This is a genomic window from Alsobacter soli, from assembly GCF_003004785.1.
Taxonomy (GTDB): Bacteria; Pseudomonadota; Alphaproteobacteria; order Rhizobiales; family Beijerinckiaceae; genus Alsobacter; species Alsobacter soli.
The window spans coordinates 115064-137624 of record NZ_PVZS01000014.1; the positions used below are offsets into that span (position 1 = coordinate 115064).

The window sequence follows — 22561 nt, forward strand, 5'->3', positions numbered from 1 at the left end:
AGCCGGCTCGCGCTGCTTAGCACGATTTTCGCTTTCCTGCGCGGAGAGCGACAGATCCGACCAACAGACAGGGCCGCCCGATGCGCCACCACGACCGCTATGACTACCATCCCCTGCCGGAGCGGGCTGATTATTCCTGGCCGGACGGGCGACGGCTGGCCGTCTACGTGGCGCTCAACCTGGAGCATTTCGCCTTCGGCGAGGGGCTCGGGGCGGAGCTGGCGCCCGGCGGCCCACAGCCGGACGTTCTGAACTACGCTTGGCGCGACTACGGAAGCCGGGTTGGCGCCTGGCGGCTGCTGCGGATCTTCGACGAGCTCGAGCTGCCGTGCTCAGTGCTGCTCAACACAGCCATGTACGACCATGCGCCGCAACTCGTGGACGCTTTCCGCCGGCGCGGCGACGAGATGGTGGCGCACGGGCGCACCAACAGCGAGCGCCAGGGCGTGCTGCCCGAAGCGCAGGAGCGGGCGCTCATCGAGGCATGCGCGGCGACCATGGCGCGGCACGAGGGTCGGGGCCCGGAAGGTTGGCTGGGTCCTTGGATCTCGCAAAGCGAGAGGACGCCCGACCTGCTGGCGGAGGCGGGATTTCGTTATCTGCTGGACTGGTGCCACGACGACCAGCCGATCTGGTTCCGCACCCGCGGCGGCGGGCGCATCCTGTCCGTGCCCTATCCGCAGGAGTTAAACGACATTCCGCAGATCGTCGGGCGCAAGCAGGAGGGGGACGCCTTCGCGGACATGATCGTCGACACGTTCGACGAATTGCTGGAGGAAAGCCAGGAGCGGCCGCTGGTGATGGGCCTCGCGCTGCACGCCTATCTGGTGGGCTGGCCGCACAGGGCCCGGCATCTGCGGCGCGCTCTGACGCACATCCGCCAGCGTGCCGACGGTCGTGTGTGGATCACCGGGGCCGGGGCGATCGCCCGCCATGCGGCGGCGCTGCCGCCCGGCGTGGTTCCAGGTTCCTGATCAGGCGAAAAGCTCCGGCCTGCGCACCTGAAGGGCCAGGACGAGCAGCATGGTCTTCAGATCCGTCAGCTCGCCCCGGGCCGCTCGGGCCGCCAGTTCGGCGAGCGGGACCTCCAGCACCTCGATGTCCTCGTGCTCGTCTGCGAGCCCGCCGCCGTCACCCACGCGGTCGGCTTCGCCATAGGGAGCCAGGAAGAAATCGATCAGCTCCGTGGAGACGCCCGGCATCGGCCACGCGGACACCACGGGCTCCAGTTCGCCGAGCCTGACGCCGCACTCCTCCATGGCCTCGCGGCGGGCGCAATCGCGCGGGTCGTCCTCGTCGAGAAGGCCGGCGGGCGCTTCGTCCAGGGAGGTCACTCCCGCGGCGGCGAAGATCGGCGGCCGGAACTGGCGCACCAGCACGGCCACCTTGCGCGCCGGGTCATAGGGCAGCACACAGACGGCCCGGCCGTGGTCCTCGATCTCCCGATTGACGACAGCGCCGTTCGGCAAGCGCACGCGGGCGATCGAGAAGGTGCTCCAGCCGTCGTGGACGACCTTGCTGTCGAGGACCGCGGGCGCGCCGCGCTGGCTCTGGTCGTCCATCAGGTTCTCCGGGCTGTGGTCATCAGCTCCCATCAAGGCGGGACTGGATGGCGAATCAAGGGCGAGAGCGAGCCAGGCGTCCGAGCGCTTCCTCCGCCAGCTTCCGGGTGAGTTCGCCGGCGCCCATCTCGCGGGCCAGCGCGGCGGCCTGCCCGGCCCAGAGCGGGGAGAAGTCGCCGATGCCCTTCGCCTCGGCGGCGGCGCGCAGCGGCTGGACCGCGCCGGCCGCGCCGGGGAACGCGGGAGCGGCCGGGCTCATCGGCCCGACCTCGCGCATCAGCCGGGTGACGATGCCCCGCGCCGGGCGCCCGGTGTAGACGTTGGTGATCGCCGTTCCGTCGTCGCGGGCGGCCCTGAGCGCGGCGCGATGCGGCGCTGGCGTCGTCGCCTCGGGGGTGACCAGATAGGCGGTGCCGATCTGCACGCCCGAGGCTCCGAGGGCCAGAGAGGCCACAATCCCGCGGGCGTCGGCCACGCCTCCTGCGGCGGCCACCGGGACGCGCACCGCATCGGCCACCTGGGGGAGCAAGGCGAAAAGGCCGGCCTGCGCACCGGCGTCCTCGCTCAGGAACATTCCGCGGTGACCACCGGCCTCCGCGCCCTGGGCTATGATGGCGTCAGCCCCATGGGCTTCGAGCCAGCGGGCCTCCGCGACGGTGGTCGCCGAACTCAGCACGACGGCGCCGGCGCGCTTCACGCGTTCGAGGAGGTCGGGCCCGGGCAGGCCGAAGTGAAAGCTCACCACCTCCGGCCGGGTCTCCTCGACGACGGCGCACATGGCTTCGTCGAAGGGAGCCCGATTGGCGGCCACGACCGGCTTGTCGGGATCGAGTCCGAATTCCTCGTAGAAGGGCCGCAGCGCCGCCCGCCAGCCGGCGTCCCGCGCCGGATCGGGTTGCGGGGGCGTGTGGCAGAAGAAATTGACGTTCAGCGGCTTCGCCGTGCGCTGGCGGATCACGCCGATCGCCGCGCGGGCCTGGTCCGGGCCGAGCATGGCGCAGGGGAGGGAGCCCAGCCCGCCGGCTTCGGACACCGCGATGGCGAGGTCTGGCCCGTTGGGGCCGGCCATGGGCGCCTGGATGATGGGGTGCTCAATCCGCAGCAGATCGAGAAGGCGACGGTCGGGCCACATGGATGAGCCTCGCTGTGACGGGGAGAGCCAGCAAACACCTCAGCCGGCGCCGCCGCAACGTGTCGGAGGTCCAAGAGCATTGCGGCTTCCGCCCGAAGCTGGTGCAATCGGGCTAACGACAAGGGGGGAGCATGCGCGCGCACTTGATGGCCTTGGCCGCCCTCGCTCTGGCGATCAGCCCGGCTCTTTCCGCCGGGCGGAAAGGGACGCGGTTCTGGAATCTCACCGGCGCCGAACTCAACCAGGTGCGGCTCGCTCCGGCAGGCACGACGCAATGGGGCAGGAACCAGTGCGAGAACGACCGCGATGGGACCGTGGATTTCGACGAGCGCCTCCAGGTCACGGACGTGCAGCCGGGCGTCTACGACGTGCAGGTCCGGGACGTTTCCGGGCGCACCTGCCTGGCCCACAACGTGACCGTGAAGGAAGGCGAGGTCTTCGCGGTGCACGAGCGCGATCTGACCAACTGCAGCAAGTGAAGCGGCCGGTCGTTGATCGGCCCATGCGCAGAAAAACGGGTCGAGTGTCGGGCTATCATCCGGTATGTCCGCTATTCAAAGTATCGGGCCGGCGCCATTCTTGTCATCATGTGACGTGGCATCCCAGAGTCAAAGTATTCGCGAGAGCCGGGATCCAACTTAGCGTTGACACCCCTGAAGCCCGGGCGCAGCATGCCCGGAAGCGCCAAGCGCAAACGGCGCGATACGGCATGGCCGGACATTCAGGGAGGATGCAGGATGGTGTCGAAGTTACGCCAGTCCCTGGCGACGCTTGCGTTTACGCTTTCGGCCGGCCTCATGGCGTCCGGCGCGGCGCATAGCCAGGAAATCAAAGCAGCCTCCAAGTGGGGCGACATGAACACCGTGACGCAGGACCTGCTCAACCGCGCCGCGGGCGACGGCAACAACTTCCTGCACACCAACGGCAACTACAGCCAGACCCGGTACTATCCGAACCGCCAGATCAACGTCTCGAACGTGGGCAAGCTGCGTCCGGCCTGGATCTTCCAGACGGAGGTGAAGGAATCCCTGGAGACCAGCCCGATCGTGGTGAACGGGGTCATGTACGTGACCACGTCCTTCAACCACGTCTATGCGCTCGACGCGCGCACGGGCGAGGAGCTCTGGCACTACAAGCACAAGATGGGGCCGATCACGGTCTATTGCTGCGGCCCCAACAACCGCGGCGTCGCCGTTTATGGCGACATGGTCTTCATGGCCACGCTCGACGCGAAGCTCGTGGCGCTGGACGCCAAGACCGGCAAGCAGGTCTGGGAGCAGGAAATCGCCGATCCGGAGCTCGGCTACAGCGAGACCATGGCCCCGACCGCGGTGGACGGCAAGATCCTGATCGGCACCAACGGCGGCGAGTACGGCATCCGCGGATTCGTAAAGGCCTTTGACGCCAAGACCGGCAAGAACCTCTGGACCTTCCACACGATCCCGGAGAACTCGGTCGGCGTGTGGGCCACCAAGGACGCCACCGGCCGTGACATGCACCGCAACATCGACGCGGAGAAGGCGCAGCTCGCCAAGACGGGCGACCCCTTCAAGACGCTGGGCGGGGGCGTGTGGCAGAACCCGGCCGTGGACCTCGAGACGCGGCGCATCTACTTCGTGGTCGGCAACCCCTCGCCTGACCTCGACGGCTCGCTGCGCCCCGGCGACAACCTCTACACGGACTCGCTCGTCTCGGTGAACCTGGATACGGGGCAGTATGTCTGCCACTTCCAGTACATCGCCCATGACGTGTGGGACCTGGATTCCGTGAGCCCGCCCATCATCACCACGGTGGCGGACAAGGACGGGAAGCCGATCAAGGGCATCCTGCACGCGGGCAAGACCGGGCACGTCTACGTGCATGACGCGAAGGACTGCAGCCTGGTCCGCTTCTCCGAAGCCATGGTGCCCCAGGAGAACATGTGGACGCTGCCGACCAAGGAAGGCGCCCGCATGCTGCCCGGCGCCAACGGCGGCGTGGAGTGGTCGCCGATGGCGATCAACCCGAACCTCGGGCTGACCTACGCGATCAACCTGCACCAGCCTATGACCTACCACGTCGAGAGCTCGAACTACCCGGCGGGCAAGCTCTGGCTCGGCGGCGCGTTCAAGGTCATTCCCAGCGAGGAGCAGTGGGGCAACGTCTCCGCGGTGGACTACAACACCGGCAAGATCCGCTGGCAGGTGAAGACCGCACAGCCGATGATCGGCGGCATCCTGGCCACGGCGGGCGGGCTGGTGTTCACCGGCGAGGCCAACGGGATGTTCAAGGCCTATGACGCCGAGACAGGCGCCACGCTCTGGAAGTTCCAGGCCGGCGCCGGCGTGAACGCTCCGCCATCCTCCTATACGGTGGATGGCAAGCAGTACGTGGTGGTCGGCGCGGGCGGAAACACCCAGATCGACTACAAGCGGGGCAACAGCATCATCGCCTTCACGACGGCGGATTGAGCGGCGCGCCAGCTTCGACATCGCAGGACGGGGCCTTCGCGGCCCCGTCTTCGTCTGTTTTCATTCCCCGAGAGATCAGCATGACGTTTGGCGTGTTTCGCGCGGCGGCCGCCGCCCTGGCCGTCGCCTGCCTGGGCCAGGCGGCCCTGGCGCAGAGCATCGAGGAGAAGGCGCAGGTCTGCGCCGGGTGCCACGGCGAGGCCGGGAAGCCCACCGACAAGGCCTATCCGACCATCTGGGGCCAGAACCAGGGCTACCTCTATCTCCAGCTGCGAGATTTCAAGCTCGGCAACCGGAAGAACGAGATCATGAACGGCATCGCCAAGGACTTGCCGCGCGAGGACATGATGGCCCTGGCCGAGTACTTCTCTCAAAAGAAATGGGTGAACCTGGACCAGCCGCGGGCCTCCGAGGCGGATGTGAAACGCTCCGAGACCGCCATCACGTCGGGCCAGTGCGGCGCCTGCCACGGCGCCGACGGCATCGGCGCCGGCACCACGCCGCGCATCACCGGGCAGTCGCACGACTACCTGCTGAAGACCATGGAGGACTTCCGCTCCAAGGCGCGGGCCAACAATCCCTGGATGAGCGACATCCTGGGCACCCTTCAGCCTGAGGACCTGCAGGCGCTGGCGAATTTCTACGCGGGGCGGTGATCACCCGCCATTGAGCACGGCGCGCACCGCCTCGCCGTCCGCGAGGTCGGCGGCGGTCTTGCCTTCCTTGTCGCGCAGGGCGGGGTTTGCGCCCGCCTTGAGCAGCACGCGGACAATCTCGGCGTGGCCGAGCTCGGCGGCGCTCATGAGCGCGGTGCGGCCACGATCGTCGGCTTCGTCGAGCGGGACGCCCTTGGACAGGATCAACTGCACCGTCTGCACGCCGTCGGCCTCGGGGGCGTCGTTGGCGTGGCCGGCGGCCCACATCAGCAGCGTGAGGTCGTTGGCGTAACGTTGGCGCGGGTCGACCCCCGCGTCCAGGAGCCGCTTGACGATGGCGGTGAATCCGCGCGCGGCGGCGTAGACGATAGCGGATTTGCCGGTGCCGTCACGGTCGTTTGGGTCGGCGCCGCGCGCCAGGAACATTTCCACCAATCGTTCGTTCCCGTTGAAAGCGGCGGCGCTCAGGGGCGAGACGCCGGAGCGGCCAGGCGCCTGCATGTTGGCGCCGGCGGAGGCGAGGATCTGCACGATCCGGGCCCGGTTGGCCTGGGCGGCGACGAACAAGGCGGTGGCGCCCTGGATGTTGCGCTGCTCGGGGTCGCCGCCCCGTTTCAGCAAGAGCTGCACGGTGGAGACGTGCCCGTTGCGGGCCGCGATGGCGAGGGTCGTGTCGCCGTCGCGGTTGCGGGCGAGGGGCGAGGCGCCGGCGTCCATCAGCCGCTCCAGCAGGGTGTCGCAACCATTTGCAGCCGCTGTGAAGCTTTGGGACACGATCTCGATGGGCAGGGCCGTCCTGGCGACAAGTTCGTAGCGTCGCTCCAGGTCTGGGCAGGGAATGGCATCGGCCTTGCAGGGCGTGGCAGCGGCAAGGCCGAGGGCCAGAACGCACATGATGGGAGCCGGCGAACGGCGATGGCGCATCTCTTCTCCCCCCGCGTTTCTTCTTGGTTGACGGCATGGTGCCGCGTTCCGGTCGCGGCGTCCATGGGGGCGGCGCCGCTCGGCCGCGAATGGCGGACCAAGATCGGGCTCGCCCTGCTGGGTGTCTCTCTCGGCGCCGCGGCGCCTTCGCCTGACGTCCACCAGCCTCCCGGCAAGCTCTACGACACGGCCGACGCGCGGCTTCACCTGTATTGCCTTGGACAGGGCTCTCCGACGATCGTGCTGGAGGCTGGGCTTGGCGGCAACCACATGGACTGGACTTTCGTCCAGCCGCGGCTGGCGGAACACAACCGCGTCTGCTCCTACGATCGCGCAGGCGCTGGGTTCAGCGACAAGGCGAGCCGGCCGCGCACGCTCGAGAACCTGGACAAGGACCTCGAAAGCCTCCTGGCGAGCGCAGGCGTGGACGGGCCCCTGGTGCTCGTCGGCCACTCCTTCGGCGGCGTTCTGGCGGCGACGTTCGCGGCGCGGCATCGCGACCGGGTTGTCGGCCTCGTGCTGGTCGACAGCATGCACCCACGAGAGTTCGAGAGCTTCGCGGCGGCCGGGGCCCCCCTTCCCAGCAACCCGTACCAGGTTCTGAACCGGACCCCGGCGGCGGCGGCGGCCTACGGCCTGCCCGACGGGATGCAGAGGCTCGCGATCGAGCTGGCGAGCGCCGACAAGGCCCGCCTCTCCGTGATCCGCGAGATGCGCGGCATCGGGGCGAGCCTCACCGAGGCGGATCGGAGCGGTTACGTGCGCATTCCGGCCCGGGTCCTGGTGCACGGTGACGACGAGTGGAACGAGCTCTATCCGGACGGCCGAATGGAGCGCGTGTGGCGCGGGCTGCAGGCCGACCTCGCTCGCCGGCTTGGGGCGCCGGCTCCGGAGATCGTGCCGCATGCGGGCCACCAGATACCGCTTGATGCGCCGGGCGCGGTCGTGAAGGCCGTGAACGAGGTGCTGCAGGATACGCGCCGCTGACCGTCAAAGGTCCGGCGCCGCCTTGATCCCCGGATCGAGCGGGATCACCATGCGTTCCGAGAGCCGTGAACAGGCCGGTGGAGGATGCGCATGGGGGCGATGCTGCAGAGGGGCGGGGGCCTGCGCGCGCTCTGGCTCGTGCTTCTCGGAGTGGCCGCATGCCCCTCGGCGGTCTCAGCCGCGACAGGGCTCGTCTATGTCTCGCACGAGCGGTCCGACAACATCGTCATGTTGAACAAGGAGGACGAGGTCGTCGGGCAGATCAAGACCTGCGCCCGGCCGCGCGGCATGACGCGCACGCCCGACAAGAAAAGCCTCATCGTGGCCTGCGGCAACGATGACACCATCGCCGTCTACGACCTCGCCTCGCGCACGCTGATCAAGCGTTTCCGCGACGTCCCGGACCCCGAGACGTTCGACCTGCATCCCAACGGGCGCGACCTCTACATCTCGAACGAGGACGATTCCGAGTGCTCGGTGCTCAACCTCGAGACCGGCGAGATCACGGCCCATTACGCGACAGGACCAGAGCCCGAAGGGGTTCTCGCGACGCCCGACGGCAAGCGCGTGTTCGTCGCCTCCGAAGCCGGGAACCTGGTGCACGTGATCGACGTGCCCAGCGGGAAGGTGGTGAAGGACATCGTGGTCGGCACGCGGCCGCGCCGGTTCGCGTTGTCGCCCGACGGCAAGGAACTGTGGGTCTCCTGCGAGATCGCCGGCATCGTCGACGTGATCGACACCGCCACGCTCCAGTCCAAAGGCCAGATCTCGTTCCTGCCCAAGGGCATGCGGCGCGAACAGGTGACCCCCGTCGACCTCGTCATGACGCGCGACGGCAAGACCGCCTATGTGGCGCTGGGACGGGCCAACCATGTCGCCGTGGTGGACGTCGCCTCGCGCGCCGTGAAGGACTACATCCTCGTCGGCCGAAGGCCTTGGGGCATGCGCTTCTCGACCGACGAGAAGACGCTCTACGTGGCGAACGGCCTGTCGGACGACCTGTCCATCGTCGACCTGGCGAGCGGCAAGGTGCGGAAGACCGTTCCGGTCGGCATGGTGCCCTACGGGATCATCGTCGATGACTGAGCGTCCATCGCGCCGGCTGGCCCTGCTGGTTATGGCGGCTTTGCTGGCCAGCTTCGGACGTCCCGGACCGGCTTTCGCGCAGACGGCCGCCGCGCAAGACCGCGTGATCCTGTTCGTGGACCGCGAGGGCGACCCCTGGTACCAGCGGCTCAACGCGCATGACGGCGTGATGCGCATCAGCCATTTGACGTCTCTTCCCGGCGCGGAGCTCGCCGCCAAGGATGGCCGCGCCGCCGGGCGCGCGCTGGGCGCGACGTTCAAGGTCGTGCGCCGCACGCTGAAAGCGGACGAGCCCGTCGAGCAGGCGCTGCGCGCCGCAGCCGACCAGGGCGTCGAGGCCGCCATCCTGGACGTGCCAGCCGCAGACCTGCTCACCGCCTCGGCCTCGGCGCCGCCATCCATGGCCTTGTTCAACATCCGTGATCAGGATGAGCAGCTCCGCAAGGACACCTGCCGCGGTACGCTGTTCCACGTGATCCCCTCCCGCTCGATGCTCACCGACGGGCTGGCGCAATTCCTCGTGCGGCGAAACTGGAAGAAGATCCTGGTGCTGGAGGGACCCGAGCCAGACGACAAGGCGTTCAGCCAGTCCATGGCCGCCTCCGCCAGAAAGTTTGGGGCGCGGATCGTCGACACCCGGCCGTTCGCCATGACCAACGACCCCCGCAAGCGGGAGGAGACCAACCTGGGTCTGCTCACCGGGTCGGGCGACTACGACGTGGTCTTCGTGTCCGACATGGTCGGCGAGTTCGGGCGCATGACGCCCTACCGCACGATCCTGCCCCGGCCAGTGGTGGGCACGGAGGGGCTGAGGCCCCTGGCGTGGCACGCCGCCGCGGAGCGCAACGGCGCGCCGCAGCTCAACCGGCGCTTCGAACGCGAAGCCGGGCGCCCCATGACGCAGGAGGACTGGGCGGCCTGGGCGGCCGTGCGGGTCGTGATCGACGCGGACATGCGCGGGGCCCGCGACGCCACGCCCGCGCCCCTTCCCAAGCGCCTCCTGCGCCAGGACACGACGCTCGAGCTCTACAAGGCGCTGCCCGGCTCCTTCCGAAGCTGGGATCATCAGCTGCGGCAGGGCATCTTCCTCTCCACCCACAACGCGGTCATCGATCTCGCGCCCGTCGAGGGCTTCCTGCACGAGACGAACACGCTGGACACCCTGGGGATGGCGCCGCCCCAGTCGCCGTGCGGACGTTAGGTCGAAGGCATCGGATCATTGCCCTGGCGGCGAAAGTGTGTTGGCGGCCGCTTGCTTTTTTGTGCCTCGGACCCATGGTCTAAGGGCCGCGAATTTGTGGCCAAGAGGGCGCCGCAGCGCCCGGGCAGGGAGATTTCACATGATCCGCGTCGGCAGCCTCCAGGTTGCGCCCGTCCTGCATGATTTCATCACCCGGGAAGCCTTGCCGGGGTCGAACGTGACCGCCGAGACCTTCTGGAGCGGGCTCGAGGCGCTGGTGCGCGAGTTCGCGCCGCGCAACAAGGCCCTGCTCGAGAAGCGCGACCGGCTGCAGGCGCAGATCGATGACTACCATCGCGCTCGCAAGGGTCAGAAGCTGGACCAGGACGGCTACCAAGCCTTTCTGCGCGACATCGGCTACCTGGTCGAGGAGCCTTCGGCGTTCAAGATCGGCACGAGCAACGTGGACGAGGAGATCGGCCACATCGCCGGGCCGCAGCTCGTGGTCCCTGCCTCCAACGCCCGCTACGCCCTGAACGCGGCCAACGCCCGGTGGGGCAGCCTCTACGACGCGCTCTACGGCACGGACGCGCTTCCGGAGGACGACGGCGCGGAACGCGGCAAGGCGTTCAACCCCAAGCGCGGCGCCAAGGTCGTCGCCAAGGCGCGCGAGATCCTTGACGGGGCGGTCCCGCTCGCGGGCGCCAGTCACGCGGACGCGACGGGGTACGCCGTGAAGGACGGCGCGCTCTCGGTGCACCTGAAGGATGGCCGTAGCGTCGGACTGCAGCGGCCCGACCAGTTCGTGGGCTACCGCGGAAAGCCTGAGGTCCCGGAGGCCGTGCTGCTGCGCCACAACGGCCTGCATCTCGAGATCGACATCAACCACGACCATCCGATCGGGAAAACCGATCCGGCCGGCGTCGCAGACGTGATCGTCGAGGCCGCGGTCACCACCATCGTGGACCTCGAGGACAGCGTCGCGGCCGTCGACGCCGACGACAAGGTCGAGGTCTACCGCAACTGGCTCGGCCTCATGAAGGGCGACCTCTCGGCCACCTTCGCCAAGGGCTCGGGGACGGTCGAGCGCCGGCTCAACCCCGACCGCGTCTACACGGGGCCGAAGGGCGGAACGGTGACGCTGCATGGCCGCAGCCTGATGCTGGTGCGCAACGTCGGCCATCACATGTACACCGACGCGGTGCTGGACGAGACGGGCGCGGAGATCCCGGAGACGATCCTGGACGCCGCCGTGAGCGTGCTCATTGCGCTCCACGACCTGCGTGGAAAGCACGGCGTGCATAACAGCCGCCGTGGCTCGGTCTATATCGTCAAGCCCAAGATGCATGGCCCCGATGAGGTGGCCTTCGCGGACGCCCTGTTCGGCGCGGTGGAGGACCTCTACGGCCTGCCGCGGCATACCCTGAAGATGGGCATCATGGACGAGGAGCGCCGGACGACCGTGAACCTGCGCGCCTGCATCCAGGCGGCGGCGAATCGCGTGTGCTTCATCAACACCGGTTTCCTCGACCGCACCGGCGACGAGATCCACACCTCCATCGAAGCCGGCCCGATGGTGCGCAAGAACGACATGCGGAAGACCGCGTGGCTCCAGGCCTATGAGGACGCCAACGTCGATGCCGGCATCGCGTGCGGGCTGCCGGGTCGCGCGCAGATCGGCAAGGGCATGTGGGCCATCCCGGACAAGATGGCCGACATGCTGGCGCAGAAGATCGGCCACCCCACGGCCGGAGCCAACACGGCCTGGGTGCCGTCCCCCACGGCGGCCACGCTGCACGCGCTGCACTATCACCAGGTGGACGTCGCGCAACGCCAGGCGGAGCTCGCGGGGCGCAACCGCGCGCCCCTGTCGGACGTGCTGACGATCCCGCTCGCGACCGGCTCCTTCGACGCCGCCGCGATCCAGGAGGAACTGGACAACAACTGCCAGGGCATCCTGGGCTACGTGGTGCGCTGGATCGACCAGGGGGTCGGGTGCTCCAAGGTGCCGGACATCCACGACGTCGGCCTCATGGAGGACCGCGCGACGCTGCGCATCTCCTGCCAGCACATCGCGAACTGGCTGCTTCATGGCGTCGTGAACGAAGAGCAGGTGATGGCCACGCTGAAGCGCATGGCCGAGGTGGTCGATCGTCAGAACGCCGCCGACCCGTTGTACCGCCCAATGGCCCCGGCCTTCGACGGCCCGGCGTTCCATGCCGCCTGTGACCTGGTGTTCAAGGGCCGGGAGCAGCCGAACGGATACACCGAGTGGGTGCTGCACGCCCGCCGCCGCGAGGCGAAGGCGCTGGCGCGCGGCTGACGCACCGAACTGCGTTCATCCCAGGGAGCCCCGGTCGATCGGCCGGGGCTTTCTTTTTCCTCCGCCCATCGCCGCTCCCGCTGGATCATTCCTCCGGCTTCGCGCGAGCGCGCCGCCTGCCCGTGACTTGCAAGGACACGTTGCTTGACCCGCGCCGGGCCTCTCGCTAGGGATTTCGCCGGTTCGCCGGCGTAGCACAGCGGTAGTGCAGCGGTTTTGTAAACCGAAGGTCGGGGGTTCGATCCCCTCCGCCGGCACCATCTTTCCAAGTATCCCTTCAGCATCCGCCGCTGTTCCACAGCTGTGCTCTAGCAGCGGGCCAACAGCCGCGGTTGCGCCACAATCCGGCCCCAGACCATTCATTCAGCATTCAGGCGTAGAGCTTTAGGTTGCAGCTCTCGGTTTACGGGGATCGCGTCGGGGCTGGTCGGCAGATCGGCCCGGGGCGGCGCCAAAAGGGAGAAGACCCATGAAGATGAATCGCGTGATGCTCGGCGCTGTCGCTGCGCTGACCATGGGCGCCGGCATTGCGGCGAGCGCCGCTCCGGCTGAGGCCCAGTACTACTATCGCCGCGGCGGCATGAATCCCGGCGCTGCGGCAGCCATCGGGGCCGTGGGCGGCCTGGCGCTCGGCGCGGCCATCGCGGGCTCGCGTCCGGCCTATGCGGCTCCCGCGCCCGTCTACGCCGCTCCCGTCTACGGCGGCCCGGTGAACGAGTGCTACGTCCAGCGCCGCCGCGTGTGGGTGCCCGGCTGGGGCTGGGAAATCCGCCGCGAGACGGTCTGCGACTACTGATCCGATCTCCATCGGAACGAGAAAGGCCCCGTCGCGAGACGGGGCCTTTTTGTTGCGCGGAACGCGGAGGGGCAGGCGGCGTGAGCCGCCCGCCTGGCCGGATCAATCGCCGGCGTAGATGTCGCGATCCTTCGTCTCCGGGATGAAGATCAGCCCGATGATGAAGGTCATCAGCGCGAAGCCGATGGGGTACCAGAGGCCGTAGTAGATGTCGCCGGTCTGGGCCACCATGGCGAGCGCCGTCGCGGGCAGCAGTCCGCCGAACCAGCCGTTGCCGATGTGATAGGGCAGCGACATGGCGGTGTAGCGGATGCGGGTCGGGAAGAGCTCGACCAGCGCGGCGGCGATCGGGCCGTACACCATGGTCACGTAGATGACGAGGATGAACAGCAGGCCGATGATGCCGGCCACCTGCGGACGGAAGATGTCGAAGGGATGCGCCATCTTCACAATGCCGGCGTCGGTCGCCTTCGGATAACCGGCGGTCTGGAGAGCCGCCGTGAGGTTCTTGGCGAAGTCGGGCCCGGCCACGAAGGGCACGGAGGCGTCGTTCACCTTGACGACCACGGGGGAGCCGGCCGGAGCGGCCTCGGTGGCGTACTTCACCGACTGGCCGGCGAGCGCCCGGCGGGCGACGTCGCAGGGCTCGGTGAAGGTTCGGATGCCGACCGGATCGAACAGGCTGCCGCAGGAGGCCGGATCGGCCACCACGCTCACCTTGACCGTCTCGATGGCCTTCTCGAGCTGCGGGTTCGCCAGGCTCGTGATCTGCTTGAAGATCGGGAAGAAGGTCAGCGCCGCGATGAGGCAGCCGGCCAGGATGATCGGCTTGCGGCCGATCTTGTCCGAAAGCCAGCCGAACACCACAAAGAAGATGGTGCCGATGAGCAGCGACCAGGCGATCAGCAGGTTGGCCGTATAGCCGCCGACCTTCAGGATGCCGGTGAGGAAGAACAGGGCGTAGAACTGGCCCGTGTACCACACGACCGCCTGGCCGGCCGTGAGGCCGAGCAGCGCGAGCAGCGCGATCTTGGCGTTGCGCCACTGGCCGAAGGCCTCGGTGATCGGCGCCTTGGAGCCGGTGCCCTCAGCCTTCATCTTCTGGAAGGCGGGCGATTCATTGAGCTGCAGACGGATCCAGATCGAGATGCCGAGCAGCACGATGGAGACCAGGAACGGGATGCGCCAGGCCCACTTGGCGAACTCCTCCTCGCCCGTGGCCGTGCGGGTGAACAGGATCACCAGCAGAGACAGGAACAGGCCCAGCGTCGCCGTGGTCTGGATCCACGAGGTGTAGAACCCGCGCCGGCCCTGGGGAGCGTGCTCGGCCACGTAGGTCGCCGCGCCGCCGTATTCGCCGCCGAGCGCCAGGCCCTGCAGCAGGCGCAGCGAGATCAGGATGATCGGGGCGAGGACGCCGATGCTGGCGTAGGAGGGCAGCAAGCCGACGATGAATGTCGACAGGCCCATGATCATGATGGTGACCAGGAAGGTGTACTTCCGGCCGACGAGGTCGCCCAGGCGGCCGAACACCAGCGCGCCGAAGGGGCGGACCAGGAAGCCCGCGGCGAAGGCCAGCAACGCGAAAATGTTCCGCGTGTTCTGCGAGAACTCGCTCGAGAAGAACTGGGCGCCGATCACGGTCGCCAGCGAGCCGTACAAATAGAAGTCATACCATTCGAAGACCGTGCCGAGCGAGGACGCGAAGATCACGCGCTTCTCGTCGGAGGTCATCGGCCTTACGCGTTCAGCCCCAGCGGGGGCGGCTGCCATCGTCATGCCCAACTCCTTGTCGTTTCCCCTGAGCTTCAGCCTTCATCGGGCGCAAAGAGCCGCCGGCGGACTAGGGCGTCGCCGTCGCGAACGTGCTGAAGCTGTTCAGTTGCTCAAACGGACGCTTGTTCTTTGAAGCTGTCCGCATCGCTCTCCCTTTGTCCCCCAATGCTGAATCGGCCGTGACGTTGAACCGTCTTCGCCATGCAACTTGGGCGGATCCACCTGAGAGCCCGCCAATTGAAACGTTACAGGACGTCAGGGCGAGTCGGGATTCAACCTTAGTCTAGCCGCAATTGGCTGCGCCTCAGGCGCCTCCGGGCTGCACGGAAGGCCGCGAACGGGGGCGCGGGATACGCACGCCGCGCGCCTTCAGGTCGCGAAGGGCGACATACATCATCGCCGTCATGAGCGCGTCGTTGAGAGCATCGTGCTGCGCCAGGCGTGGAATGCCGAGGTCCTTCAGGATGGCGTTGAAGGACAGGTCCACGGTCGTGCCGGGCGGAGCGTCACCGTATTTGCGTTCGTCATAGAGGCTCGAGACCTCGATGCGGCGGTTGGGCAACTCGATCCCGATGAAGGGCAGGACGTATTTGTCCAGCATGGCGATATCGAAGTCGAGGTAATAGCCGACAAGCGGCCTCGCCCCGATGAAGTGCAGGAGCTCCGGGAGCACCTTGTAGATAAGCCGGCCCTTCTCCTCCACTTCACGCTCGAAGACGTGGTGCACCTTGATGGCCTCCGCCTCCATCCTGGCGTCAGGCCGCAGGATCGCCTGGAAGCGTTCGCTGGCCAGGATCCGGTCGCCCCTGATCTTCACGGCCGCGATGGTGATAATGTCATCCCTGGCCACGTCGAGCCCTGTCGTTTCGCAGTCGATCGCCACCACCTCGTCGGCTGGCCCGGGCTGGAACAGGAAGCGATAGCGCTGGTCGCCAATGGTGGCCTGGTGGAACAGGCGCTTGGCCGCCCGCCACAGCCCCATCAGAACATCCCCAGATTAAAATGCCGGCGAACGATCTCCCGGAATTGCTTCACAACCCGGAACGCGTCACGAAGCAGGTCGCGCTCCATGGTTGAGAGTTCGGCAGGCCGCACCAATGCGCCGGAGCCGCCGGCAGCCTGCGCCAGTTGCGAGTCGAGACGCAGCGTCATCAGGAACTGGAACGCGTCGACCAGTTCGCTGACGAATTCGGGCCGCAGCATGCCGAGCCGGCCCAGTTTCGCCAGCCGCGCGGTGGTCCCGGTCTCGGTGACCCCCTTCTCCAGGGCGAGCGCCCGTGCGCCGTGAACAATGGGAAAAATGCCCCCGCGCTTGAGGTCGAGGGCGTCGCCCTTGCCTTCCGCGGTGATCAGCTGGTTGAAAAGTCCGATCGGCGTCTCGAAGGCGTCCACCGCCTTGGCGAAGCGGGCCAGCGTAGCCTGCTCCCCCCGCATGCCGCCGATCAGGGCCTTCTTGGCCTGTTCCAGCAACGCGGCGTCGCCCGCGACGGCTTCGGCGTCAATGAAAATGGCGATGTTGAGCTGCGTGTCCTCGTCAGGCAGCGTCAGCCAGCGACGGAAATCCTCCACGAAGTCGGCCAGCGGGCGCGACCAGAACGGGTTGGAGACCATGACGCGTCCGGGGCAGGGCGGAAACCCGAACTGTTCGAGAGCGCCGGAGAACGCAGCCCGGAACTGGGTGAGATCCGCCTCGTCGACGGGCCGCGAGAGGATGAGGCCGTTGTCCTGGTCGGTGCGAATCGTCTGTTCGCCGCGGCCCTCGCTGCCCATGACGATGAGGCAGCCCGCCTCGCGGATGGAGGCGGGCGCGACGAGTTCGAACAGCCTGGCCAGCAGCCGCCGGTTCAGGTCCGAGACGATCTCGGCGATCACCTGGACCTTGAGGCCCTGGCGGCGCAACACCCGGACCTGGGCGTTGATCTCGGCCGCGGCTGCGCCGAGCTCATCCAGGCTGGTGGCCCGGTCGATGCGCCCGGCCACGATCTGGGTCGCCCCGGCGATAAAGCTCAGAAGGTCGATGTCCTCGACGATCCCGACATAACGCTCACCGTCGTGAAGGGCGACGCGGCGCTTGTTGTGCTTCGTCATCAGAAGCAGCGCCTCGAAGACGAAGTCGTCCGGCCGCAAGCGGACCACGTCGAAATGCGCCAGCTCGCGCACGGGCGTCTCCAAGGGCAGGCGTCTCAGGATGACGCCCTTGGCGAGATTCATGCCGGTGATCACGCCGACCCGCCCCGTGTCCCGCACGAACAGCGTATTGGAGTTGCAGTCTTGCATCTGCCGCCCGGCGGCCTCGATGCTTTCCCCGGCGTCGATGAACTGGGCCGGATGGGTGAACACCTCGGCCAAACGGGCCCGCATCAGGCTGCCGACCCGCTGATCCTCGGCCTCCCGCTCGAGAGCGTCGAGCTTGCGTGAGATATCAAGGTAGAAGAACGAGGCGAAGCGGGGGCTTCTCTTGATCAGGTCGAGGATGACGACCTTGGGGGCCAGCCAGCACAGGCACTCGTCGCGCGCCACGAAGGCGTGGCCGCTCTCTCCCTGGACGATGGCGCGGCTGTCGAAAGCGTCCCCAGGGCCGAGAAGGGCGATCAGTTCATCGCGATCCCGCTCCTCCACCGTGCCCTTGAGGACGATGAAAAGGGACTCCGACTGCGCGTTCTGGGCGATGAGCGTTTCGCCCGGCCGGTAGTAGCCGATGTCGAGAGCCGCGCGGAGGGTCTCGACCTGGCGCGCGTCCAGCCTGTCGAATGGCGGTGTCGAGGCGTCGAAGGCCTGGGTCATGGTTTCCTCGTCGGGCGCTATCCGCCTGCCCGGAACGGGAACGGCCGGCCCGCGGTGCGCGGGGCCGGCCGTAGGAGGCCCGGGCGGAGGAGCTGGCGCCCGCCCGGGCTTTTACGTCAGTGCGAGGCGGCCCCGGCGGCGCCGATCCCCGTCTGGGAGCGGACATACTGGGCCGGGAAGCCCGCGCGATCTTCGGCGGCGCGCTTGCTCGAGTCGAGCAGCGAGCCGATCCAGATGCCCGCGAAGGCGATCGTCATCGAGAACAGGGCCGGGTTGTCGTACGGGAAGGGGGCCGACCCCTTCGGGTTGCCGAAAACGGCTTCCCACACGCCGGGCGACAGGACCACGCCGACCAGCGCAGCCGCGAGGCCGAGGAAGCCGCCGATTACGGCGCCGCGGGTGGTCATGCCCTTCCAGAAGATCGACATCACGAGGACCGGGAAGTTGCACGAGGCGGCGATCGCGAAGGCGAGGCCGACCATGAAGGCGACGTTCTGGTTCTCGAACACGATGCCCAGGATCACGGCCAGGATGCCGAGGAAGATGGTCGAGATCTTGGAGATGCGGATCTCGTCCTGCTCGTTCGCCTTCCCGTTCTTGATCACCGTGGCGTAGAGGTCGTGGCTGATCGCCGAGGCTCCCGCCAGGGTCAGGCCCGACACCACCGCCAGGATGGTGGCGAAGGCCACGGCCGAGATGAAGCCCAGGAAGACGTTGCCGCCGACCGCGCTTGCCAGGTGGATCGCCGCCATGTTCGACCCGCCCTTGATCGCCGCCAGGCCCGTCTTGCCGGCCGCCAGGAACTCGGGATTGGTCGAAACCAGCGTGATCGCGCCGAAGCCGATGATGAAGGTGAGGATGTAGAAGTAGCCGATGAAGCCCGTGGCGTAGAACACCGACTTCCGGGCCGCCTTGGCGTCAGACACGGTGAAGAAGCGCATCAGGATGTGGGGCAGGCCGGCCGTGCCGAACATCAGCGCCAGACCGAGCGAAACCGCCGAGAGCGGATTCGAGATCAGCGAGCCCGGCTCCATGATGGCGATCTTCTTCGGGTGCACCTCGACGGCCTTGGCGAACAGCGACTCGGGGCTGAATCCGAAGGTGTAGAGCACCATCAGGGCCATGAAGGACGCGCCGGCGAGGAGCAGGCAGGCCTTGATGATCTGCACCCAGGTCGTCGCCACCATGCCGCCGAAGGTCACGTAGACGATCATCAGCGCGCCGACGATCACCACGGCCATCCAGTAGTCGAGGCCGAAGAGGAGCTGGATCAGCTTACCGGCGCCGACCATCTGGGCGATCAGGTAGAACGCCACGGTCACCAGCGTGCCGCAGGCCGCCAGGACGCGGATCGGCGTCTGGGCGAAGCGGAAGGAGGCCACGTCGGCGAAGGTGAACTTGCCGAGGTTGCGCAGCTGCTCTGCGATCAGGAAAGTCACGATCGGCCAGCCGACGAGCCAGCCCACCGAATAGATGAGGCCGTCATAGCCGGACAGATAGACCAGGCCCGAAATGCCCAGGAACGACGCTGCGGACATGTAGTCGCCCGCGATGGCGAGGCCGTTCTGAAAGCCGGTGATGCCGCCGCCAGCCGTGTAGAACTGCGCGGCCGAGCGGGTCTGCTTGGCGGCCCAGTAGGTGATGCCCAGAGTGAGCAGGACGAAGGCCAGGAACATGCCGATCGCGGCGGCATTAATCTCCTGCTTCGAGCCGCCTTCGATCGCGCCCGCCGCGAGCGCGAGCGTCGGCAGGAAGGCGAGGGCGCCGGCGGTCGCGCCGGTCAAAAACTTCTTGGCGCTCATCACTTGGCGTCCTCGACGATCTTGCGCACCAGGGCGTCGTATTCGGAGTTCGCGCGGAGGACATAGATGCCCGTCAGCACGAAGGCGGAGATGATCACGACGAGCCCCACCGGGATGCCGACGGTCATCACACCCGTTCCGAGCGGGATGCCCAGCGTCTTCGGCGCGTAGCCGACGAGCAGAATGAAGCCGAAGTAGATGATCAGCATCGTCGCCGACAGCGTCCATCCAAAAGATGAGCGCTTGCGGACAAGCTCCTGATATGCTGGATTTTTTTCGATTTTTTCGTAGCTGGCTGTCGCCATGTCCACCCCCTTGACGTTTCCGTGGGCCGTTGGCCCGGGGGAGCGAAGGCGCAGGGGCGCCCGCTGCGCGAACAACTGTTCGCGCAGGAAACATTCCCGGCGCTTGCACTTCCCCCAATGAAACGAGTTGTAGCCCAGACCACGGGTGACGATGAGCCGGTCTTTGGTCTTGCGACTATCGACTCCCTTGCCTGAATGCTTCCGCCGTGACGCCCATCCCAAAAGGGGACTGGGAACGCGAAGCGCTCCGTCATACTTTGTTAAGCAGATGCGGCGCGTTGCGTCGGGAGCGTACTATGCGTTGGATTGCAATCGGGGCTGCGGCCGCGATCGTCTTCGCCGTTGCGGGCACGGCCGCGGCAGCCGGGCCGCGTGGGGCAGGTGGGCATGGGATGGCCCATGCTGCCCATGGCGGCAACTGGGCGCGGTGGTCCGGCGCTCATCATCACCACGTGGATCGCTTCGCCTGGCGCAGGCACGACCGGTTCTGGCGCGGACGCTACGGATGGGGCGCCTGGGGGCCGGTCTATGGGGTCGGACCGGATAGTTCGGTCCCGCAAACCGCGGCCGTTTTTCCCGTGCCGGAGCCGGATGTCTCGTACCGGCTGCCGACGAAATTCGACCTGCCGCAGGTTCCGGGCTATCACCCTGTGGAGGTCGCGCCGCCCCAGATCTTCGTGATCAACGACCAATCCCACGGCCGCTCGGGCAAGCCCGGCGGGGCGCGCGTTTTTCGTTCGCGGGTGGCCCAGGCAGGCGAGGGGTTCGGCTCCAGCTGGCCCGGCGCCCCCCGGATCATCGAGCTGAAGGCGCGCTGACGCCTATGTCTTGGCGTCCAGGGCCTGCCGCAGGGCGTAAAGCGCCACCGCGGCGGCGTTTGAGACGTTCAGGCTCTTGATGGCGCCCGGCATGTCGAGCCGCGCGAGCACGTCGCAACGCTCGCGCGTGAGGCGGCGCAGGCCCTTGCCTTCGGCCCCGAGCACCAGCGCCACCGGGCGGCTGGCCACGGACTTCTCCAGAATGTCCGGGCCTTCCGAATCGAGGCCGATGCGCCAGAACCCGCGGTCTCCCAAGACGGCGAGCGCCTGGGCGAGGTTGCCCACCGTGATGATCGGGACGTGCTCCAGGCCGCCCGAGGCCGTCTTGGCCAGCACGCCGGCGGCATCCGGGCTGTGGCGCTCCGTCATGACCAGCGCGGCCGCGCCGAAGGCGGCGGCGCTGCGCAGGATGGCGCCGACATTGTGCGGATCGGTGACCTGGTCGAGCACGAGGACGAGCGCATCGTCAGGCAGGTCATGGAGGTCCAGGGCGGGAAAGGGCTCCACGTCGGCCGCGACCCCCTGGTGGACGGCATCCTCGCCGACCATGCGGTCGATCTGCTCGGGGCGGACCAGAGTTAGCGCCACCTTCGGGTTCGGGACTATGGCGGCCAGGCGCTGGGCGGCGTTCTCGGTGGCGTAAAGCGCGTGCACCTTGCGGTTCGGATTGCCCAGGGCCTCGGCGACGCTGTGGAAGCCGTACAGGCGCAGGCGGCCGTGCGGCGCAGGCTCGCGATCGGGCTTGCGGCCGTGCTCGGCCGTTTTGCGGCCGCCATCGCGGCGCGCTTCTGGGCGGGGAGGGCGGCCGTCGCGTGATTCGGCTTCAGCATCGCGGCGGCGAGGCTCGCGGTCCGCCTGGCGCGGGTCCCACCCGCCCTTGCGGGGCGCTTCGCCGCGTCCTGAACGTCCGCCTTGTCCCTGCTTCGCCATGCTCTCGCTCCTGTCGCCCCCGTGTGGCATGGAGGAGGCTGGTGCGCCAAACGAAAAAGGCCGGCTCATGAGAGCCGGCCTTTCTGCGCCAATCGGCGGAAAAGGATGGTGGGGGAAGTAGGACTCGAACCTACGAAGGCTTAGCCAGCGGATTTACAGTCCGCCCCCTTTGCCGCTCGGGACATTCCCCCACGTCCGATCCTTGGGAAGCGGGGTACGCTGCTCAGGGACGCGGTCCGAACGCGCCGCCCGGGGCAACGTTCGCGGGGCGTCTTATGGTGACCGGGCGGCGCCCTGTCAACTCGGAAAACGACATCCCTGTGAATGACGTGGTCCCGGTGGGCGCCACGGGGGGACGGCTTGCCATCCGGGTCGAGTCGCGGCATATCTGCCGCCGCGGGCGGGTGTAGCTCAATGGTAGAGCAGCAGCCTTCCAAGCTGAATACGAGGGTTCGATTCCCTTCACCCGCTCCATTCTTCCTCCAGCGTGACCTGTCATGAACGACGTCGGGCCTGAGCATTTCCGGACCGTGGACGGCGCTTTCTGCGTGCGCCTGATGGCCGCCTACGGCTCCGAGGGCGTCTGGAACGCGGACGGGGAGGAAGCCCTCGTCGACGACCTGCCGATCGATCCTGAACTGGCTGGCCGTCTCCAGGAGTGGCAGGAGGCCTTCGACGCGCTCGAGGACAGGGCCGCCGAGAGCGACGGCCGCGCCGGCGCGGCGCTGCGGGCCGCCTGGAGCAAATTGGCTGAAGACGGCCTGGCGCTCGCGCGCGCCTTGAAGCAGGCCCTGCCGGATTGGACCGTGCTCTACGTGGACCCCGCGCTCGCGCGTGAAGCCGGCGAACAAGCCCAGGCGACGTCCATCACGGATTGACCGAATGCGGGATGCTGGCCCTCGCGGCTCCCGGCGCCGGATGAGAATCGCGAGGCGACTCTTGCGCTTGCGCGCAAAACCGCCTATCTCGCGCCCGTTTGATACACCCCTTGCCGGCGACGTCCGGCTGTCGAGGACTGAGACACGGCCATGGCCAAGGAAAAATTCTCGC

20 protein-coding genes and 3 tRNA genes are annotated in these 22561 nt (G+C 67.7%); 13 read left to right on the top strand and 10 right to left on the bottom strand.

Annotation, left to right across the window (positions count from 1 at the left end):
- Positions 1-80: 80 nt before the first annotated feature.
- Positions 81-974 (top strand): polysaccharide deacetylase family protein, encoded by an 894-nt coding sequence (locus SLNSH_RS14395; RefSeq protein WP_106337706.1) that lies wholly within the window; start codon positions 81-83, stop codon positions 972-974.
- On the opposite strand, the gene SLNSH_RS14400 is transcribed toward SLNSH_RS14395, so the two are convergent.
- Together SLNSH_RS14400 and SLNSH_RS14405 are read right to left on the bottom strand one after the other, a co-directional pair.
- Positions 975-1562 carry an NUDIX domain-containing protein gene (locus tag SLNSH_RS14400; RefSeq protein ID WP_106337707.1) on the bottom strand — a complete coding sequence of 196 codons (588 nt, stop codon included), beginning with the start codon at positions 1560-1562 and terminating at the stop codon, positions 975-977. It lies immediately after the preceding gene.
- A gap of 55 nt (positions 1563-1617) precedes the next feature.
- Positions 1618-2694, bottom strand: a complete 1077-nt coding sequence (locus SLNSH_RS14405; protein WP_106337708.1) for an NAD(P)H-dependent flavin oxidoreductase — start codon at positions 2692-2694, stop codon at positions 1618-1620.
- A 131-nt stretch (positions 2695-2825) separates the two neighbouring features.
- Here SLNSH_RS14405 and SLNSH_RS14410 point away from each other — a divergent pair, with 131 nt between their 5' ends.
- The 3 genes from SLNSH_RS14410 to SLNSH_RS14420 all read left to right on the top strand — a co-directional run bounded on the left by SLNSH_RS14410 (position 2826) and on the right by SLNSH_RS14420 (position 5800).
- On the top strand, positions 2826-3173 hold the full coding sequence (locus SLNSH_RS14410) for a hypothetical protein (RefSeq protein ID WP_106337709.1): 348 nt from the start codon (positions 2826-2828) through the stop codon (positions 3171-3173).
- Positions 3174-3431: 258 nt separating this feature from the next.
- Positions 3432-5144 (top strand): pyrroloquinoline quinone-dependent dehydrogenase, encoded by a 1713-nt coding sequence (locus SLNSH_RS14415; protein WP_106337710.1) that lies wholly within the window; start codon positions 3432-3434, stop codon positions 5142-5144.
- A gap of 80 nt (positions 5145-5224) precedes the next feature.
- Entirely contained in the window at positions 5225-5800 is a 576-nt protein-coding gene (locus tag SLNSH_RS14420) for a c-type cytochrome (RefSeq protein WP_146140268.1), read from the top strand.
- Here the strand turns inward: SLNSH_RS14420 and SLNSH_RS14425 are convergent, their stop codons facing one another.
- Positions 5801-6724, bottom strand: coding sequence for an ankyrin repeat domain-containing protein (locus tag SLNSH_RS14425; protein ID WP_106337711.1), 924 nt, complete (start codon positions 6722-6724; stop codon positions 5801-5803).
- Positions 6725-6787: 63 nt separating this feature from the next.
- On the opposite strand from SLNSH_RS14425, the gene SLNSH_RS14430 reads away from it, so the two are divergent.
- The 6 genes from SLNSH_RS14430 to SLNSH_RS14455 all read left to right on the top strand — a co-directional run bounded on the left by SLNSH_RS14430 (position 6788) and on the right by SLNSH_RS14455 (position 13096).
- The gene (locus tag SLNSH_RS14430) at positions 6788-7711 is read left to right on the top strand and encodes an alpha/beta fold hydrolase (protein ID WP_158266763.1); all 924 of its coding nucleotides are present in this window, start codon (positions 6788-6790) and stop codon (positions 7709-7711) included.
- 90 nt (positions 7712-7801) lie between these two features.
- Positions 7802-8797, top strand: a complete 996-nt coding sequence (locus tag SLNSH_RS14435; protein ID WP_210202515.1) for a PQQ-dependent catabolism-associated beta-propeller protein — start codon at positions 7802-7804, stop codon at positions 8795-8797.
- The gene (locus tag SLNSH_RS14440; protein WP_146140269.1) at positions 8790-9998 is read left to right on the top strand and encodes a type 1 periplasmic-binding domain-containing protein; all 1209 of its coding nucleotides are present in this window, start codon (positions 8790-8792) and stop codon (positions 9996-9998) included. The genes SLNSH_RS14435 and SLNSH_RS14440 overlap by 8 nt, the downstream gene beginning before the upstream one ends.
- Positions 9999-10137: 139 nt before the next feature.
- Entirely contained in the window at positions 10138-12300 is a 2163-nt protein-coding gene (locus SLNSH_RS14445) for a malate synthase G (protein WP_106337713.1), read from the top strand.
- A gap of 185 nt (positions 12301-12485) precedes the next feature.
- Positions 12486-12560: transfer RNA gene (locus SLNSH_RS14450), tRNA-Thr, on the top strand.
- A gap of 209 nt (positions 12561-12769) precedes the next feature.
- Complete coding sequence (locus SLNSH_RS14455; RefSeq protein WP_342587861.1) at positions 12770-13096, top strand: hypothetical protein; 327 nt, start codon at positions 12770-12772, stop codon at positions 13094-13096.
- A 102-nt stretch (positions 13097-13198) separates the two neighbouring features.
- On the opposite strand, the gene SLNSH_RS14460 is transcribed toward SLNSH_RS14455, so the two are convergent.
- The 5 genes from SLNSH_RS14460 to SLNSH_RS14480 all read right to left on the bottom strand — a co-directional run bounded on the left by SLNSH_RS14460 (position 13199) and on the right by SLNSH_RS14480 (position 19763).
- The gene (locus SLNSH_RS14460) at positions 13199-14830 is read right to left on the bottom strand and encodes an MFS transporter (RefSeq protein WP_106337714.1); all 1632 of its coding nucleotides are present in this window, start codon (positions 14828-14830) and stop codon (positions 13199-13201) included.
- Between the two features lie 346 nt (positions 14831-15176).
- Positions 15177-15854 carry a 3'-5' exonuclease gene (locus SLNSH_RS14465; RefSeq protein ID WP_106337715.1) on the bottom strand — a complete coding sequence of 226 codons (678 nt, stop codon included), beginning with the start codon at positions 15852-15854 and terminating at the stop codon, positions 15177-15179.
- Positions 15854-17656 carry a putative nucleotidyltransferase substrate binding domain-containing protein gene (locus tag SLNSH_RS14470; protein WP_106337716.1) on the bottom strand — a complete coding sequence of 601 codons (1803 nt, stop codon included), beginning with the start codon at positions 17654-17656 and terminating at the stop codon, positions 15854-15856. The genes SLNSH_RS14465 and SLNSH_RS14470 overlap by 1 nt, the downstream gene beginning before the upstream one ends.
- 116 nt (positions 17657-17772) lie before the next feature.
- A complete protein-coding gene (locus SLNSH_RS14475) occupies positions 17773-19458 on the bottom strand; it encodes a cation acetate symporter (protein ID WP_106337717.1) in 1686 nt (561 codons plus the stop codon).
- Positions 19458-19763, bottom strand: coding sequence for a DUF485 domain-containing protein (locus SLNSH_RS14480; RefSeq protein WP_106337731.1), 306 nt, complete (start codon positions 19761-19763; stop codon positions 19458-19460). Before SLNSH_RS14480 ends, SLNSH_RS14475 begins: the two co-directional genes overlap by 1 nt.
- Before the next feature lie 296 nt (positions 19764-20059).
- On the opposite strand from SLNSH_RS14480, the gene SLNSH_RS24605 reads away from it, so the two are divergent.
- The gene (locus SLNSH_RS24605) at positions 20060-20581 is read left to right on the top strand and encodes a hypothetical protein (protein WP_146140270.1); all 522 of its coding nucleotides are present in this window, start codon (positions 20060-20062) and stop codon (positions 20579-20581) included.
- 3 nt (positions 20582-20584) lie between these two features.
- Here SLNSH_RS24605 and rlmB read toward each other — a convergent pair whose 3' ends face one another.
- Positions 20585-21511, bottom strand: a complete 927-nt coding sequence (gene rlmB, locus SLNSH_RS14490; protein ID WP_106337719.1) for a 23S rRNA (guanosine(2251)-2'-O)-methyltransferase RlmB — start codon at positions 21509-21511, stop codon at positions 20585-20587.
- A gap of 106 nt (positions 21512-21617) precedes the next feature.
- Positions 21618-21702, bottom strand: a tRNA-Tyr gene (locus tag SLNSH_RS14495).
- 209 nt (positions 21703-21911) lie between these two features.
- Between SLNSH_RS14495 and SLNSH_RS14500 the strand changes: the two genes are divergently transcribed.
- Together SLNSH_RS14500 and SLNSH_RS14505 are read left to right on the top strand one after the other, a co-directional pair.
- Positions 21912-21985: transfer RNA gene (locus tag SLNSH_RS14500), tRNA-Gly, on the top strand.
- Positions 21986-22008: 23 nt separating this feature from the next.
- Positions 22009-22389 (top strand): hypothetical protein, encoded by a 381-nt coding sequence (locus tag SLNSH_RS14505; protein WP_106337720.1) that lies wholly within the window; start codon positions 22009-22011, stop codon positions 22387-22389.
- The last annotated feature ends 172 nt before the right edge of the window (positions 22390-22561 follow it).